This is a genomic window from Bernardetia sp. ABR2-2B, from assembly GCF_037126435.1.
GTDB lineage: Bacteria > Bacteroidota > Bacteroidia > Cytophagales > Bernardetiaceae > Bernardetia.
Map to the genome: position 1 here is coordinate 4,800,824 of NZ_CP147020.1, position 16,707 is coordinate 4,817,530.

10 protein-coding genes are annotated in these 16,707 nt (G+C 34.1%); 6 read left to right on the plus strand and 4 right to left on the minus strand.

What is annotated here, in order from left to right; translation table 11 throughout:
* The first annotated feature begins 543 nt into the window (after window positions 1-543).
* Window positions 544-1,899, plus strand: coding sequence for an IS4 family transposase (locus tag WAF17_RS20210; protein ID WP_338761572.1), 1,356 nt, complete (start codon window positions 544-546; stop codon window positions 1,897-1,899).
* A gap of 166 nt (window positions 1,900-2,065) precedes the next feature.
* Here the strand turns inward: WAF17_RS20210 and WAF17_RS20215 are convergent, their stop codons facing one another.
* Together WAF17_RS20215 and WAF17_RS20220 are read right to left on the minus strand one after the other, a co-directional pair.
* The gene (locus WAF17_RS20215) at window positions 2,066-4,045 is read right to left on the minus strand and encodes a hypothetical protein (protein ID WP_338763677.1); all 1,980 of its coding nucleotides are present in this window, start codon (window positions 4,043-4,045) and stop codon (window positions 2,066-2,068) included.
* 128 nt (window positions 4,046-4,173) lie between these two features.
* Window positions 4,174-5,130 carry a hypothetical protein gene (locus WAF17_RS20220; RefSeq protein ID WP_338763680.1) on the minus strand — a complete coding sequence of 319 codons (957 nt, stop codon included), beginning with the start codon at window positions 5,128-5,130 and terminating at the stop codon, window positions 4,174-4,176.
* A gap of 212 nt (window positions 5,131-5,342) precedes the next feature.
* Here WAF17_RS20220 and pafA point away from each other — a divergent pair, with 212 nt between their 5' ends.
* The 5 genes from pafA to WAF17_RS20245 all read left to right on the plus strand — a co-directional run bounded on the left by pafA (window position 5,343) and on the right by WAF17_RS20245 (window position 14,825).
* Entirely contained in the window at window positions 5,343-7,016 is a 1,674-nt protein-coding gene (gene pafA, locus WAF17_RS20225) for an alkaline phosphatase PafA (RefSeq protein ID WP_338763683.1), read from the plus strand.
* 251 nt (window positions 7,017-7,267) lie between these two features.
* Window positions 7,268-12,709, plus strand: coding sequence for a choice-of-anchor J domain-containing protein (locus WAF17_RS20230; RefSeq protein ID WP_338763686.1), 5,442 nt, complete (start codon window positions 7,268-7,270; stop codon window positions 12,707-12,709).
* 220 nt (window positions 12,710-12,929) lie between these two features.
* Window positions 12,930-13,100: a hypothetical protein gene (locus WAF17_RS20235; RefSeq protein ID WP_338763689.1), complete on the plus strand. Its 171-nt coding sequence runs from the start codon at window positions 12,930-12,932 to the stop codon at window positions 13,098-13,100.
* Window positions 13,101-13,396: 296 nt separating this feature from the next.
* Window positions 13,397-13,960, plus strand: a complete 564-nt coding sequence (hpt, locus tag WAF17_RS20240) for a hypoxanthine phosphoribosyltransferase (protein WP_338763692.1) — start codon at window positions 13,397-13,399, stop codon at window positions 13,958-13,960.
* A 184-nt stretch (window positions 13,961-14,144) separates the two neighbouring features.
* Complete coding sequence (locus WAF17_RS20245) at window positions 14,145-14,825, plus strand: ATP-binding protein (RefSeq protein WP_338763695.1); 681 nt, start codon at window positions 14,145-14,147, stop codon at window positions 14,823-14,825.
* Between the two features lie 162 nt (window positions 14,826-14,987).
* On the opposite strand, the gene WAF17_RS20250 is transcribed toward WAF17_RS20245, so the two are convergent.
* A complete protein-coding gene (locus WAF17_RS20250) occupies window positions 14,988-15,857 on the minus strand; it encodes a universal stress protein (RefSeq protein WP_338763698.1) in 870 nt (289 codons plus the stop codon).
* Between the two features lie 191 nt (window positions 15,858-16,048).
* Window positions 16,049-16,504: a hypothetical protein gene (locus WAF17_RS20255; protein ID WP_338763701.1), complete on the minus strand. Its 456-nt coding sequence runs from the start codon at window positions 16,502-16,504 to the stop codon at window positions 16,049-16,051.
* Window positions 16,505-16,707: the final 203 nt, after the last annotated feature.

Genomic DNA, 16,707 nt, shown 5'->3' on the forward strand with positions numbered 1-16,707 from the left:
TAATTATTTGGTGAAATACTAAAATTATTCTTTCTCTTTCAACTCGTGTTGAATAGGATTACCATCATTACCATTAACATTCATCTCAATATTTCCAGAGCTACTTGAATCAAACTCTTGAACACTTTTAACTTCCCCCAGCCGTCGCTCGCAAAATGGCTCTCGCTTGGCTCTGCCGAGTGAGAATTATGTATTCGGCATCCTGCAGTGTATTTGTATTTTTAAACTAGAACAAATCTAAGGTTTTAAAGTTAAAATCAAAAAAGTATGCACATATAAAATACTCTGCGTTCTTGTTGGTGTTCCCATTTTAAAAAGTAAAAGAAGCCGTTGTTGTGTCTTTAGTTTCGGCTTGCCGTTACGATGACCAACAACTCAAACACACTAGTTGTGCGTAGAATGAAAAAAAAGTAGTTAAGCGTTGTCTATGACTACGATTTATCAGTATGGTAAGTCTTAGACCTTATCCTGTCCCATAAACTTTTCAATTTTGGCTATTGTTTTGTATTGATTTTATTTGTTTACTATTCTTACCTTCATTTTATGTTATATCAACCTTTGGAACATTGGAGCGAACGAGAATTTATGGGTTGTGGTGTTGAAGACTTACGAGAAGCGAAGAGTATTTCGAAGATGGCAGATAAATTATTAGCTACTCCAGAAAACTCTTTCAGTAGTAGCGTAGGTAATAGCCTACGAAAAGCAGCTTGGCGTATTTTTTCAAAGGAAGAAGTAGATATTAGCTACGGACATTATCGTCAATCTTCTCTTCGTTGTTCTTCTGAATCTATGGTTTTGGTTCACCAGGATACAACAGATTTGAATTTTGGAGGTCATTTGGCTAGTGAAGGTTTAGGTGACTTAGGAGGTAGTACTGGCAAGCCTATTCTAGGTCTTTGTGTTCATAGTGCTTTAGTTACTACGGAAGCAGGTATTCCTTTGGGTTTGATTTCACAAAAGATATGGGCGCCTACAGTGGGCAGTAAAGAAAAAAAAGTAATTCCTCACCTTCCAATAGAAGAAAAAGAAAGTTATCGTTGGTTAGAGGCTCTACAAGATATTAGCCATCGTTTAAAAGATGTTTCTAAGGTAATTGTAGTTTCTGATAGAGAGAGTGATTTTTATGAATATATTGATGCTACTCGTGGTAGAAATGTGGAGTTGTTATTTAGAGTGCATCATTTACGTCGTAGAGTATATGCAAATGGAGAGAAGATAGCTCTAGGGCAAGTTAGTTTTTCATCATTATCAGAGATAGATGTTTTTCTACCTAAGAGCAAAACTAGAGAAGCTAGAAGAGCTCGTCTTACAATAAGCTGGGGAGATATTATTTGCCCACCTTCGCAAAGGAAAAAGGGATCAGAACATCCTTTATCTCTTATTATAGCTAAAGAAATGCACCCTCCCAAAGATCAAGAGGCAGTAGAATGGTATCTACTAACCACTCAAAAAATAGTTACCCTTCAACAGGCACTTCTTTGTATAGAACACTACAAAAAACGTTGGACTATTGAGCGTTGGCATTATGTGCTTAAACAGGGTTTACGAGTAGAAAAACTACAGTTTGATACATTTACTTCACTATCTAATGCTATAAGCTTACTCTCCATTGTAGCTTGGCAACTTTATTTGCTCAAAAAACTGGCAGAAGACTATGAAGATATTTCTGCTGATCAAGTATTGACAAAGATACAACTAGAGGTGTTAGGAAAACAAAGTCAGAAAAAAATACGCTACCTTCAAGAGGCTTTGATACGCATCGCTGTGTTAGGTGGATTTACACCATCTAAAAAACAACCTCTACCTGGCGAAATGACAATATGGAAAGGGTATAAGATGCTTAGTTTAATAGTTCAAGGCTATAAACTGGCTAACCCAAAAAAATATGGGACAGGATAAGGTCTTAGACTTGCAAGACCAGTAGGTATTTGTGTGTTTAGAATCCAAATATGCTCTAGCCGTTTTTGGTTTCATCGGTAAAAATACTGAAAATAGCTTGAAATAATAAAGACCTTTTACATAGCTTTTGCTTTTGTAAAAGGTCTTTTTTAATAGAGCTTTATATTTATTGATTCAAACTAGTTAAAGCCTCTTGCATTTCTTTAAAGCTCACTTCTCTGTACTTTAAATCTATCGGAGTGGTGCTTACTTTAGTTTCTTGGAGAGCCATAAAAATTTTGTCTTCTTTTTTACGAATCCCAAAAACAGTGATAGGTTCATTTTTTGGAATATTTGGAAATAAATTTTTTCCACCCATAGAACTTCCTTTCATAACTGAATTAATATTATTGAAAATTACTCTCACAGGTAAAGAAGAATTAACGAGCAAATCTACCTTATCTTGCTTAGGAACGCTATAAAACCTATCACAATTAATCCAACCCAAATCACTTACACTCATTACATAAGATTCCAAAGTACCTGCCGAAACATTACCTGCGTTTTTGGCTACAATTTCATTGTTTCTATCTATAATTTTTTGTCTGTAAGCATCATATCTAGCCTGCATTGTTTCATTTTTCTTTCTCAAAAAATACTCCCTTCTTCTTACCACTTTATAATCTTCTTTAAATGGTTTGGCTGTTGTTTGTACTATGGCTGTCCAAATTAAGATAGGATTTTTGCGTTTTTTGTAAGAAATAGTATAACTTTCTTCTTCTCCTCTTCGCTGTGTTTTTTTCCATGTTCTAAACTCATCTTCTCCTTTCTCCAAAACATCTTTCCAAATATCTAAGGACTGAACATAAAAGTTTTTCTTGTCTTGGCTACAACTTCTTATAGTAGATAATTGAGTAGTAAAACGAAGTCCTGCGCCAGAATTTACACTACGGGTAAGGTTCGTTTGAGTAAGTGCATTATTTGTTCTGTACAATTCTTCTACAATTAGTCCTGTACCTTTTTTTCCTAATTCGACAGCTACTTTAATTGTATCATAAACATAACGCTCTTGGTCTTCAAGGCTGGGATAAATTTCTCTTGAAAAGGTAGAGTAATATTCGATGTAAGTGGTATCCTTTCCTAAACGTTGGTTTCTATTATAATAATAATCGCCACTCTTAAACGTATTTTTACCTGTTACTTTTCTATGGTTTACTTTCCTGAAATTAGCTGTATGTTCTTTACTTATTGCTACATCAAGATTTTCAGAAAGAGCCTCAACTGTTTCCAAAACTATTTCTACATCTCCACATTCACAATCACTTACATTACTTACTTCTTTGTCTATTTGTTCTTTGTTAGATAGAGATATTGTGTGATAAAAATCTCTTTTTGGGGGAAGTCCTCTTAGTCGTATCTTTTTTCTAGTGTTTGTCCAGCTAGAAGGAGGGTTTGAAGCCAAATTTGCATTGGCAGCATTAGAAGAAGCCAAATAAACACTCATTCCATTTTTATTTCTCTTTTTGGTATTAATACTAGGAAGTTCTATATCAATTTCCTTTTTTAGACTGACTTCTTTTCCATCAGAAGTTGCCTTCAAATGAAGCATCCCACCACTTTCCAAAAAACCATCTTCTGTATTCGTTGTCAGACCAGAAAGCAAGACAGTTGATTTATCATAAAATTCTTTTACCTCAAAAACAACAGGTTCTGTAATTGGAGAGCCATCTTTAAAATAAAATGAACCTGAATCGATATGAATATACGTTCCTAAATCACAAAAAATATCTCCTTCTCCATTATTATTTATCTCAAAAGTTTGAGTTTTGGGCGCAAAACGAGCAAAAAATTCAGATGAATCAGTAGCAGAAAAAACATCTAATTCGTCTTCTGAAAACATTGTTTTTTTGTTATCAGCATCAGAAAAATTATTTTCCAAATTTGAAGAACCATTTTCTATCAATGCTGTTCTTTCATCGATAGTTTCCAAGTTCGGACGAAGTGTGTTGTCTGTTTGCACAGATTTCTCTTCCGTTTTTTCTTCATTAACCTTATCATCAGAACCTGTCTGACAGCTAGAAAAATTAATTAAAATAAAAGCAAGAAAAACAGAGAAATAGAGCAAATTGATATTTGAAGAGTAGGTTTTTTGAGAATGAATTTTCATAGCTAGGTTGATTTTTAGGTAGTTAAGAATAGAAATATAATTACATATAGAATGTAGTATACTTTTATAAGTAACGCAAAAATCAAAATTTAGTATAAGTTTTTTTCAAAAAACGAAATAAATCAAAATCATTCTGTTTTTACGAAATCAGATTTTGTTCTTAAAAGGATATTTGCTAGTTGAGGAGAAAAAAGTAATAACTGATTTTTGAATAAAACAAAATACTTTCCTCTCGCTGTATAAATTTCTAATTTTTGAGGTTCTTCATTTCTAATATCATTCAATGAAAAAATAGCTGTTGGAGAAAGAGATTTTAAAGAATCTTGAAGGTTATCATTTTTGACATACTGCTCTCCCATCACCCCACTAAAATAAGGCAAATACTCATAAATTCTGTTTGTATCAGCTTCTGCTAAACCTCTTATTTTGAATGTTTTTCCTGTAAAATCTATTGTAAAACTTTCCTCTTTATTTTGTGGATAATCTACTGAAAGAGAGCGAAATGTATTTGGTGTAGTGGCTAAAAGTGTTCGGTCTTGCCATTCATATGGACGAATATCAAAAATATCTCTTATTTGTAAATAATAACCAGGAATATAGATAGAATAAGGCGAAGTAGATTCTTGTTGCATAGCGTATGTTTCGCCTTCATGCGTACAGACTTTATAATTTCGAATCTGATTATCATTTCTAAAAACTTGTACATCAATTCCGTTTAATAAAAAGCTATTGATAACTTCATCTTTTATGCTTTCCGAAACAGGTTTTTTGACTTCAATACGCTGCATAATTGCCCAAAGAGAAGCAATCATTTCTTCATCCACTACAAAATCATCATTCATTAGCCAATTGCTAGAATTGATTTGGCTTTGAGAAAGTATTTGTTCTCCCAAAACAAGTTTCGTTATTCCTGTGGTATCTTCCAACGCAAATTTTGTTTCACTAATTATAGATTTATCAGAAGATGATTTTTGAGAAGGAATAGTAAAAAAGATAGCTAATAATAAGATGACAGCTAAAAGTGTAAGCAATTTTAGTTTTAAAGAAAAACCTGTATTCGAAGTAGATGATGTGTTTCTGCTCATGAAAATTAGTATGGATTTGACAGTATTATTTTATAAAAATAGCTCAAAGAATACACTTGATTTAGTTTACAAATATACATAAAAGACTTTCTAGTCTCTATTTCGTTTCTAATAATTTATTAAACTAACATATATAAGTTGTCTTTATAATTAGTTTTGAGCAATTTTGTATTTAATTTAAAAGTAATATTTATTCATTAGCTCAAATCAATATGAATTTTTCTATAAAAATAGGAAGTATTTTGTCTTTCCTAGTAGTTTTTATCTCACTACCTTCATTTGCTCAAGAGGAAACAGAAAAAAAGCTAATCAACTCACGCCCAAAGCTAGTTATCGGAATCGTTGTCGACCAAATGCGTTATGATTATTTGTATCGTTTTTATGACCAATATTCTGAAAATGGCTTCAAAAGGCTTTTGAATGATGGCTTTTCTTGTGAAAACACACATTATAATTACACTCCAACAAATACAGCTCCTGGTCATGCTTCTATTTTTACAGGAGCAACTCCGACCAATCACGGAATAATAAATAACAATTGGTACAGCAGAACAGAAAATAGGAAGTTTTATTGTGCAGAAGATAAGACAGTAAAAGGTTTAGGAACTCCAAATCCAGATGACAAGCAGGGACAAATGTCGCCTCTTAACCTCAAAACAAGTACAATTACTGATGAGCTACGATTAGCAACCAATCAGAAAGCAAAAGTAGTGGGTGTTTCTATCAAAGATAGAAGTGCCATTATGCCAGCAGGACATATTCCAAACGGTGCTTATTGGCATGATGCAAGTTCTGGGAAGATGATTAGCAGCACTTATTATTTTGAAGAATTACCAAAATGGGTAAATGACTTTAATGACAAGAAACTACCAGATGCGTATATAAAAAAAGGTTGGGAGTTGCTTTTTCCTTTAGCAAATTATACAGGAAGTTTTGCAGATGAGAATAAATATGAAGCAAATCCAACGAAGGAGAAAAAAGCAACTTTCCCTTATTTTATTGAGGAATTTGATGCAGAAAAAAAATACAGGCAGTTTCCTTATACTGCTCTTGCCAATAGCTTTTTGAAAGATTTTGCTGAAACTGCAATTTTGAGTGAGAAACTAGGAGAAGATGAGATTACTGATTTTCTGACACTTAGTTTTTCGGCAACTGATTATGTAGGACATCGTTACGGAATTTATTCAGTAGAAGTTCAAGATACTTATTTGAGGTTGGATAGAGAATTAGCTACTTTTTTTGAGTTTTTGGATAAAAATGTAGGAGAGGGAGAATATACACTTTTCTTGACAGCCGACCACGCAGGTGCGCCTACGCCTTCACATTTGCATGATTTACAGTTTGATGCTGATTATTTAGAGTGGAAGCCTATGAAAGATAGCTTGAATAACTTTTTAGAAAAAGCGTATGGAGAAGGAGATTTTGTAAGTTATCTCAGCGATCAAGATGTATACCTGAATAGAGAATTATTACTTGAAAGAAAAATTTCACTTCAAGAAGTTCAACAAAAGACGAGAGATTTTTTACTTACACAAAAAGGAATTTCTCAAGCCATTACAGCAACAGAGCTGAGTAAGCAAATTCAGAGAACAGGTTTCATGCAACTTATTCAAAACGGATTTAATCCAAGACTTTCACCTGATGTAGCTTTTCTTTATCAATCAGGGCATATGGATTCCTATTATAAAAAAGGTGGAACTAATCACGGAACTCCTTATACGTATGACACGCAAGTTCCACTTTTATTTTTTGGTAAAAATATCAAACAAGGAAACACCTATCGCAGAGTAGAAATTACAGATATTGCTGCTACTTTAGCTTCTCTATTAAAACTCCAACAACCAAGTGGTTGCATAGGAAATCCTATTGTAGAGATTTTGGAATGACATAAGAGTTAAATAAAAAACAGCAATTATTACAATAGAAGAGCAATTTCTGAAAAGGAATTGCTTTTTGTTTGTAAAAAGGAATAAAAGTGTATTAAAGATGAAGTTTTACCGAATAATATTATGAATATGCCAAAAATTATTCTATTTTTGTTTAGTGGCTTGTATAATGGTTAGTCTAATTAACCATTAAGTAAGCTTTTAAATTTTATTATTTATTTCACTCAACTCAATTAATTTAAAACAAGTTTATGAATAAATTACTACTGCCTATTTGGGGTGTGATTTGGCTTATATTTGCTATTATTAATCCTAATTTTGCTCAACAGAATGGTGTCATTCGCTGTGCAACTATGGAAAATGATGCAGTTTTAAGAGCTAATAATCCTAACTTAGGAACATTAGAAGATATGGAGAATTTCTTAGCTCCAATTATAAGAGAAAAGAAAGAAAGCATTCAGAATGGTACAAATTTACATATTGTAAATGGAGTTTATATTATTCCTGTTGTTGTTCATGTTGTGCATGATGGAGAAGCGATTGGAACAGGAGATAATATTTCTTATGCTCGTATAGAATCTCAAATAGAAACACTAAATGATGATTTTCGTCGTCGTGCAGGTACAAATGGATTTAATAATGATCCTGTCGGTGCTGATACACAAATTGAATTTCGTTTAGCACAGCGTAAGCCAGATGGTTCTGGGTTTGGTGCAGAAATCGGTGTAAATCGTATTGATAGAAACACTCAAGGTTGGGGTGCTCCTCCCTATAGCACTGCTTTTATTGATGCTACTATAAAGCCATATACAAGTACAACACAAGGATATGATGGTACTGTATATATGAGTTTTTGGTGTGTGCCTATTAGTGGGGGTGTTTTAGGGTACGCACAATTTCCTACTACAACACTATCTGGAATGGATTGCAATGCCCAAAGTATTGTTACAGATGGCGTTGTTCAGACTACAGGTTCAGTAGGTGGAGAAACTGTTCCAAGTACATCAGCTCCTTATAACTTAGGAAGAACAGCTACTCACGAGATTGGACACTGGTTAGGACTTCGCCATATTTGGGGCGACGGTGGCTGTGGTGTAGATGATTTTTGTGAAGATACGCCTACTGCTGGTGGCTCTAACTTTGGATGTGCTAATACAACAAATTCTTGTACAGACACTCCAGTAGATAGACGTGATATGGTAGAGAACTATATGGATTACTCTGATGATGCTTGTATGAATATCTTTACAAATGACCAAAAGATTCGTATGCGTACTATTTTAGAAACTACTCGTTTTTCTCTTATTAACTCAGAAGCTGCTATTCCACCAAATGCAGATGATGCGGGTGTATTGGCTGTTCTTACTCCAATTGGAGATGCTTGTACAGGTACTATTACGCCATCTATTCGTATCAAAAACTATGGTTCTAATACACTTACAAGCCTAACAATAGAGTATGGAGTAGATGGTTCTTTTTCTGAAACACAAGCTTTTACAGGGTTAAATGTAGCTCCTAATGCTAGTGCAGAACTTACTTTAAACAATATTACAGGAGTTGCTCTAGGTACTCATACATTTGAAGCTCGTTCTACTCTTCCAAATGGGGTAGCAGATCCTTTTACAGCTTCTGATTTATCAGATTCTGACTTTACCTTAGGAGATGGAATACTACCAATTGTAGCTGACTTTGAAGGAGCATCATTTCCTCCTACTTCTTGGGAACGCCAAAATCCAGGTAACGACTGTGATTTATGGGTAGCTGATGCTAGTCCTAATTTGGTGGGTTCAGATGGAGCTCGTACTAAAGCTGGTTTGGTAAGACACCATAGTTATTCAGGTGCAGGACAGGAGGATATTTTAATTTCTCCTTCTATTGACTTGACTGGTGCAGGTTTGGCAAGTGCAGCTGTAGAGTTTGATGTAGCATACCGTAGAAGAAATGGAACAGTGAGTGAAACATTACGTATTGATGTCTCAACAGACTGTGGAGCTACTTGGCAACCAACAGCTATTTATGAAAAAACAGGTGATGCTCTTGCAACAGTAACACCAAGTTCTACGGCAGCTTTCTTTCCAACAGCAGCAAGTAACTGGCGTAGAGAAACAGCTTCTTTGAATGCTTATTTAGGGCAAAGTGTTAAAGTTCGTTTTGTAACTGTAAATGCAAACGGAAACAACCTATGGATAGATAATATCAGAATTTATGATGCTCGTCCAGAAGTTCAGTTTAATACAACGACAAATACTATTACAGAAAACTCTGTTACAGGTACAGTTGATTGTAGAGGGTATGAAGATGTGAGTATTCCAGTAGATATTACTCTTGCTCCGCCATCTGATGTTACAGTAAATGTAGCCGTAACAGCAGGAACGATGACAGCAGGTCAAGATTACGTTCTACAAACTCCAACACTTACTTTTGCTAATGGAGTTACAACATCGCAAGATGTAGTGGTAAGAGTTTTCAATGATGATGCTTTGGAAGTGGCTGAAAATCTTGAGCTTACTCTTTCTGTAATAGGTGCAGATGCTATTTTAGGTACAAATACAGTTCATACACTAACTGTAAATGACAATGATGCTAGTACCCAAACAGTTAATCAAACTTTATTCTCAGAAGATTTTGAAGCACAAACCCTTGGCACTCCTTCTGGAGGTTGGACAGTAACAAATGCTACAGCAGGAAACAATGTTTGGGTATTTGGCGAGAATGGAGGAATGACAGGTAATAATAGTGCTTATATTACTAATAATACTACAAGTCGTCCTTTAGCTTATACAAATAATAGCACTTCAAGAACTCGTTTGGTTTCTCCAGCCATAAATACAGTAGGAAATACTAACCTTCAACTTAGCTTTGACTTCAAAGTGAGAGGAGAGAATGGAACAACAACTGTTTGGGATTATGGTCGTTTGATGTATTCTACTTCTGCAACAGGGCCTTATACAAGTATTACAGGACCTGCTGATAATGTAGGTAATGGAACAGTTACTAATGCTGTACCATTTTTTAATCAAACAACTTCTACTGCTTATTCAGTTACCCTTCCTGCTGCTTGTCAAAACCAAGCTACTTTATATTTAGTTTGGAGATGGGATAATGATGGCTCTGTTGGTAATAACCCTCCATTTACAGTTGATAATATTGTTCTTACAGGAGATACTGAAGTAGAATATGCAGTAGAGGATGCAGTAGTGTCTGAACAAATATATTTAGGACCTAATAGTACAGTTTATGTTATTAGTTCTAATAATAAAGTAATGGCTAAACTAGAAAATAATACAACACATGATTATGGTTGTACTACAGTAGCTATTGATAGAGCAGGTACAGGACAGGTTGCCTATACTGAAGCAGGTGCTGCAAATGGGCTTACTGAAAAGTCATTATTAATTACGCCTACCAATACATCAACTGAAGATATAGGTGTTACTCTTTATTATACAGATGCAGAAAAAACAGGATGGGAAACTGCAACAGGACGCTCTTGGACAGTTAATGCACAGATGCAACGTACTGGAGGAGCAATCAGTAATGTAAATCCTGCAACACCAAATGCAAATGGTGCTACTAATACTGAACATGCAATTACAACAACTTCTTATTTGACTACTGAACACGCAGTTGCTGCAACTGTAAATAATGGTTTTGGTAATGGTAATGCATCTGGTGGTTTAGCAATTGGTAATCCTCTTCCATGTAGTATTACAGGAATTACTTCTGTAAGTGAAACAGCTTGTAGTAATGATAGATATACAGCAACAATCACAGTTACTTATTCTAATCCTGCTGGAAATTTAGTAGTAAATGGACAAACATTTACAACAACTAGTAGCCCACAGACAGTAACTCTTGTAAATCTTATTGCTGATGGTAATGATGTAGATGTAACAGCATCTTTTTCTACTGGATGTACTCTTACCTCTACAGCCTTATTTACAGCACCTGCTGCTTGTGGAACTACAGGTGGTGGAGGCTCTCCTCCAGTAACAGTTGGTGTGCCGACAGGTTTTGTAGCAACTGGCGTTTCTACTTCTCAGATTGATTTAACTTGGGATGCTGTTGGTAATGCTACAGGTTATCTTCTTTTTGAAGGAAACACTCTTTTATCAGAAATTACTTCTGGAGCAACTACTACATATGAGCATACAGGTTTAGAAGCTGATAGCTATCACGCTTATAGATTGTTTGCTTTAAATGGTTCTGTTCGTTCTCCAAGAGCTTCTCAAGCAAATGATGCTACTTTCCCTAATGCTCCAACTGTTGTTTCTACAACTCCAAGTTGTGGAACAGGTTCTGCTGGTATTGTGCTTAGTGGAAGTGGTGCAGTATTTAACGTTTATACGACCGAAACAGGTGGAACAGCAGTTGATCAGACAGATGATAACAACTATGAAACACTTACTATTTCTGAAAACACAACATATTATATTAGTATGATTGGTGTTTATGGAAAAGAAAGTCAGACTCGTACACGAGTAGATGTAGTTGTAAACACGCCATTTGCAGCCACTATTGCAGAGGGTTCTTCTGTTCGTAGCTGTGATGCAAGTGCAACTTTGACAGCTAATGAAGTAGCAGGTGCAACTTACGTATGGCTCAAAAACGGAGCTGAAATTGCTGACAGTAATTCAAGTTCTTATACAGTTACTAGTAGTGGAAGTTACGAAGTACGTATTTCAAGAGAAACTTGTGTAACCACTTCAAGTAGTAGCCGTGTTATTCTTAACTATGCTCCTATTGCCGAAATAGTAAACGGTACTTTAGTTCGTTTCTGTGATAATGGAACACTTAGAGCTAGAGAAGCTTCTAATGCGACTTATTCTTGGATGCTTGATAATGTAGTTGTAGGTACAGAGCAGGAAGTTTCTGTTTCTCAATCTGGACAATATACGCTTACAGTTACAGAAGAAGGTTGTACGGCTACTGCTAGTATTGATGTTGAAGTTACTTCTTTAGCAGCTGTTTCATTTACAGCTTCTGATTCTGTGTTCTGTTCTGGCGACCAAGTAACTCTTACTGCTGATTTAGTAAATGGTGTTACTTATAACTGGAGTAGAGATGGAAGAGTATTCCGTAGTAATGTAGGAAATACAGTTACAGTCAGCTCAACAGGTGATTATAGTGTTACTGTTTCTCAAAACGGTTGTACAAGTCCTGCTTCTGCATCAGTAAGCATTGAGCGTTTGAATATTGAAACGACTTATCTTCGTACTACAGAAACAACTCTTTTCTTAGAACCAGCAAATGAATCTACAGTAATTACAAATGTAGTTTGGTTCTTTAATGGCGAAGAAAGTGGTTTGAGTGGCGAGACAATCACACCAACAGAAGATGGAAACTATTCTGCTCTTTTGACCTATTCAACAGGTTGTACTTTCCAAACTCGTACGGTGTCGTTCAGTTTGCCAGTAGTAGTGGTTGGAGAAGAAGAAGAGTTTATCAAAACTCTACGCATCTACCCAAATCCTAGTTCAAATGGAATGTTCCAAATTGACTTAGGACAAAATACTGATGCTGTTACTCTTATATTGACTGACCAATTAGGAAGAACATTGGAAACAATTGCTCTACCTTTAAATACAAACTCTTATCAATTAGATTTGAGTAAATATGCTTCGGCACTTTATACACTTCAATTCAAATCTGAAAAAGGAATAGTTACTCGCAAAATTGTTATTGAAAAATAATAGTTTGTAAACTATCTTTTAGATTATAATTAAAAAAAAAGCAACCTTAGAAATAGGGTTGCTTTTTTTGTTATGAGTATTTCTTTATTTTCTTCTTCTTTTAGGCTTTCCGAATCTCTTCACTTTTTATACTCTCAAGAAGGGTTGTAGAAAATGAACTAACATTATCTATCACTTGTTGGACTTTTTTTTAGTCCAACGAAAGATACTTTGGCAAGATATGTCAAAAACACGAGTTACACTTCAAAAACTAGATTTTCAACCTGCACAATCTAGTCCTTTTGTTTCTTCACTAGCTCGTTTTGAAGAAATAACACTTAAAAAAACACAGTCTTTGCATTTTATGCATTTAGATTTAGGATTGCCAAAGCCATTACTCATTACAAACTAAATTATCTGAACCACGTTTATGACACGTAAGTGAAGCAGAAATCATAGAAAAAGAAAGTTAAAATCAAATAAAAACAAAATATGGGAAATCACTCGTGAAATTACACTACTAAATTCTTCTGTAATTTTTGATTTTATTCTAAGTCCTTGTTATTAATATAATTGCATAAGCATATAAAATTTATCTACACTTGATAACCAAACATTTTAATCATCCTCGGTTTTTTTGTCTTATTTTCTCAAAAATATTTCTAGGTGTATTCAAAACAATGCACAAAATTTGTAGTTTTATTGACTATGAAATCTTCTAATCGCTTACTTATTCAAGACAAATATTTTGTACCCTATTTGTCAGAGCAGCAAATGCAACAACGTGTACAGGAATTAGGACAGCAAATTGCGACTGATTATGCAGACAAAAAACCTCTTTTGTTATGTATTTTGAATGGTTCTTTTGTTTTTGCAGCTGACTTAGCTCGTTCGATGGACATAGTTTGTCAGGTTTCTTTTTTGAAATATTCTTCTTATGTAAAAGATAAATCTTCCAATACGGCTAAAGATTTATTAGGAATCCAAGGATTAAATGAAGATTTAATAAATCGTCATTTGATTATCGTAGAAGATATTGTCGATACTGGAAATACAATGAATCAACTTCTAAAAGAACTCTCTTCTCACAAACCTGCAAGTATAGAAATTGCTACTTGCCTCTTCAAGCCTAGCGCACTTAAATTCAATATTTCTTTAAAATATATTGGTTTTTCTATCCCTAATGACTTTGTGATTGGTTATGGTTTAGATTATGATGACTATGGACGACATCTGTCTGGGATTTACATTGCAGATGAAAATCAAAACTAGTAAAGTAAAAAGGAACTTTGTTTGTTCTTTTTTCCTTTTATTTTTTTAGTGAGTGTTACAATCAAAATTAATTTTGAGACAGAAAATTTAATCTTTTAAAGAGTTTATATTTCACAAGTGTGTATGAATTTTATTTATATGATTTCTGTAGCATTCTTTTTTCCACACTAAAATACAAGTTGTCATGACACACACCATGAGATATAAAGACCTCAAAAAATTGGTTGCAGAAGGAGAAGGCTTGCATATAGAATTTAAACGAAAAGTATATTATCCTCAAAAAATATTGCGTGAAGTAGTAGCTTTTGTAAATACTGATGGAGGAAAGTTGTGTATCGGAGTTTCGGATAACGGACTTATTCCAGGATTAAAATATCCTGATGAGGCTATTTATATGATGGAAAAAGCAATGGAAGATTTTTGTAAACCTGCCGTTACTTACACAATTTATAGAGTTGCCGTTCCTTACACAAACGGATGCGAAGTAGTTGTTTTTGATTTTGAGCCACATCCAAGACGACCTATTTATTTATTGTATAAAAAAAATACACGAGTAGGAAAAGCGTATGTACGGATTGCTGATAAAAGCGCACAAGCAAGTAAAGAAATGCGTAAAATTATGAAGGCAAGAGCCAATGAAAAGGATGTTTTGCTACAATACGGACAACACGAAAGAACGCTTTTGCAGTATTTGGGTTCTCATAAACGAATTAATGTAGAGGAATATGCCAATTTAGTCAATATTTCTCAAGCAGAAGCCTCAACAATATTGGTAAATATGACCCTTGCAAATATCATAGAGGTAAAACCACAAGAAGGAGGGTACGATTTTTTTGTACACGGAAGAGTTGGTTTTAAAGCTTAGAAAAAAAACCTATAAGATGTTGAAACTCTTATAGGTTTTGTCATACTACTAGATATTTTTCTTTTGACCTCCCCCAGCCCCTCCGAAGGAGGGGAGAAAATACTATTCAAAGTCCCTCCTTCGGAGGGATTTAGGGAGGTCGTTTTTTTTTGTCTAGTAGTATTAATCTTGACGGAAAACAAAAACAGGGATTTCAGAATGATTGGCTACATTTTCTGCAATACTTCCCATCATAAACCTAGAAAAGCCTTTTCTACCATGTGTTCCTAACATAATCATATCAGCTTTATTTTCTTCTGCAAAAGTTAGGATTCCTTCTTCTTCTGTATAATAGTTAAAAATATTCATTGTAAAATCTTCTTTTTCCATTTTTAAGTCTTTTGCAAACTCTCGCATTCTTTTTTGAGTAGTAGGAGTAGCTTCAAATGTACTTGGCGTAACAATATTCAATAGGTGTACCGTACTTCCATAAAGCGTTTTGAAAAGTGGAAAAAGTCGTGCTGCTTCTCCTCCCATTTCTGAAAAATCAGAGGCAAAAACGATATTTCTAGCATTAAAATCTCCTTCATCATCTTTGATTACCAAAACAGGACAGTTTGCATTTCTGACTACTTTTTGTGTGTTAGAGCCAATAAATACCTCTCCCAAACCAGAAGCTCCACTAGAACCCATCACAATCAAATCTACATCAGACTCTTCTACTACGGTATAAATCTGACGGTGTACTCTATCAAAAACTACTTTTTCGATAAAGGTAATTTTAGGGTATTTTTCTCTTGCTTCACGAAGTTGTCTTTTCGTTTCTTTCATTGCAAACAAGATAGCAGGAATATCATCTTTTCCACTATTTTCGTGATTTCCGACTGTATCTAAGGCTAGTTGATATTGTGGACGGTCTGTCTCTGGAACATCAATAATATGTAAAAGTGTGATTTTAGAATCAAATTGAGTAGCAACATCAGCTGCAGCTTCTAAAGCAGCATACGAACGAGGAGAAAAATCAATAGGAACGAGAATATTTTTGAACGACATAAAGATTAAGTTTGAGTGTAAATTTAAAAAATCTAAGATAATAAAATATCTGATTGTTTACTTTCTATAACGTAAAATTACTTCTTTAGATACACAAATTCTTATGACTTTTATCTTGTCTTTTAATGACTTTTGTTAGGTTTTTTGGTCAATACTAAATCAATATCTACCATGTTTTTTCTTTCTGTTTTTCAACCAACCTCTTTTTTCCATTCTCTAATTATATTCTCAAACGAATCAGAGCTTTTAAAACACTCTAAATCTCTTGGCGAAGTAGTAGCTATTTTATTACAACCAAAACAAATCTTCATAGCAAAAAAAGGTTTTCCATCTTTAAAGAAAATTACTACTTCTCTGAAAATAGGAATACAACTAATTTGCTCTATTTCTGTACAGTCATTTCTTTCATAGAATAAGGAAACAAACTCTTTTATCTCCGTAGAATCTGTAATGGAATATTGTTTTTCATAATGATTGACATATCCTTGGTAATCATCCAAATCAAAATGATAAGAATTGAGCAAATCATTTACTTTTCGTTGATGCGTTTGAAACTCTAGCCATCTTTGGGATATTATTTTACTCTTCTTTTTCTTTGAAAGTCTTTTTTTTGTTGGATTAAAAACAAAATTCTTATTCTTTATCATTTTCAGTGTATCCGTAGAAAGAACAACAATAGAATCTACTTCTGATTTGGGAAGATGATTTTACCACACAAAAACAGAGTCAGATTGAGCCAAAACCAGATTATTGAAAAATAGAAAAATGAAAATGAATAAGTATTTTTTCATGATGCGTTGAGTTTTATAAAACTTTGAAATTCATTTTTCATAAAACAAAAAGCCTTTCA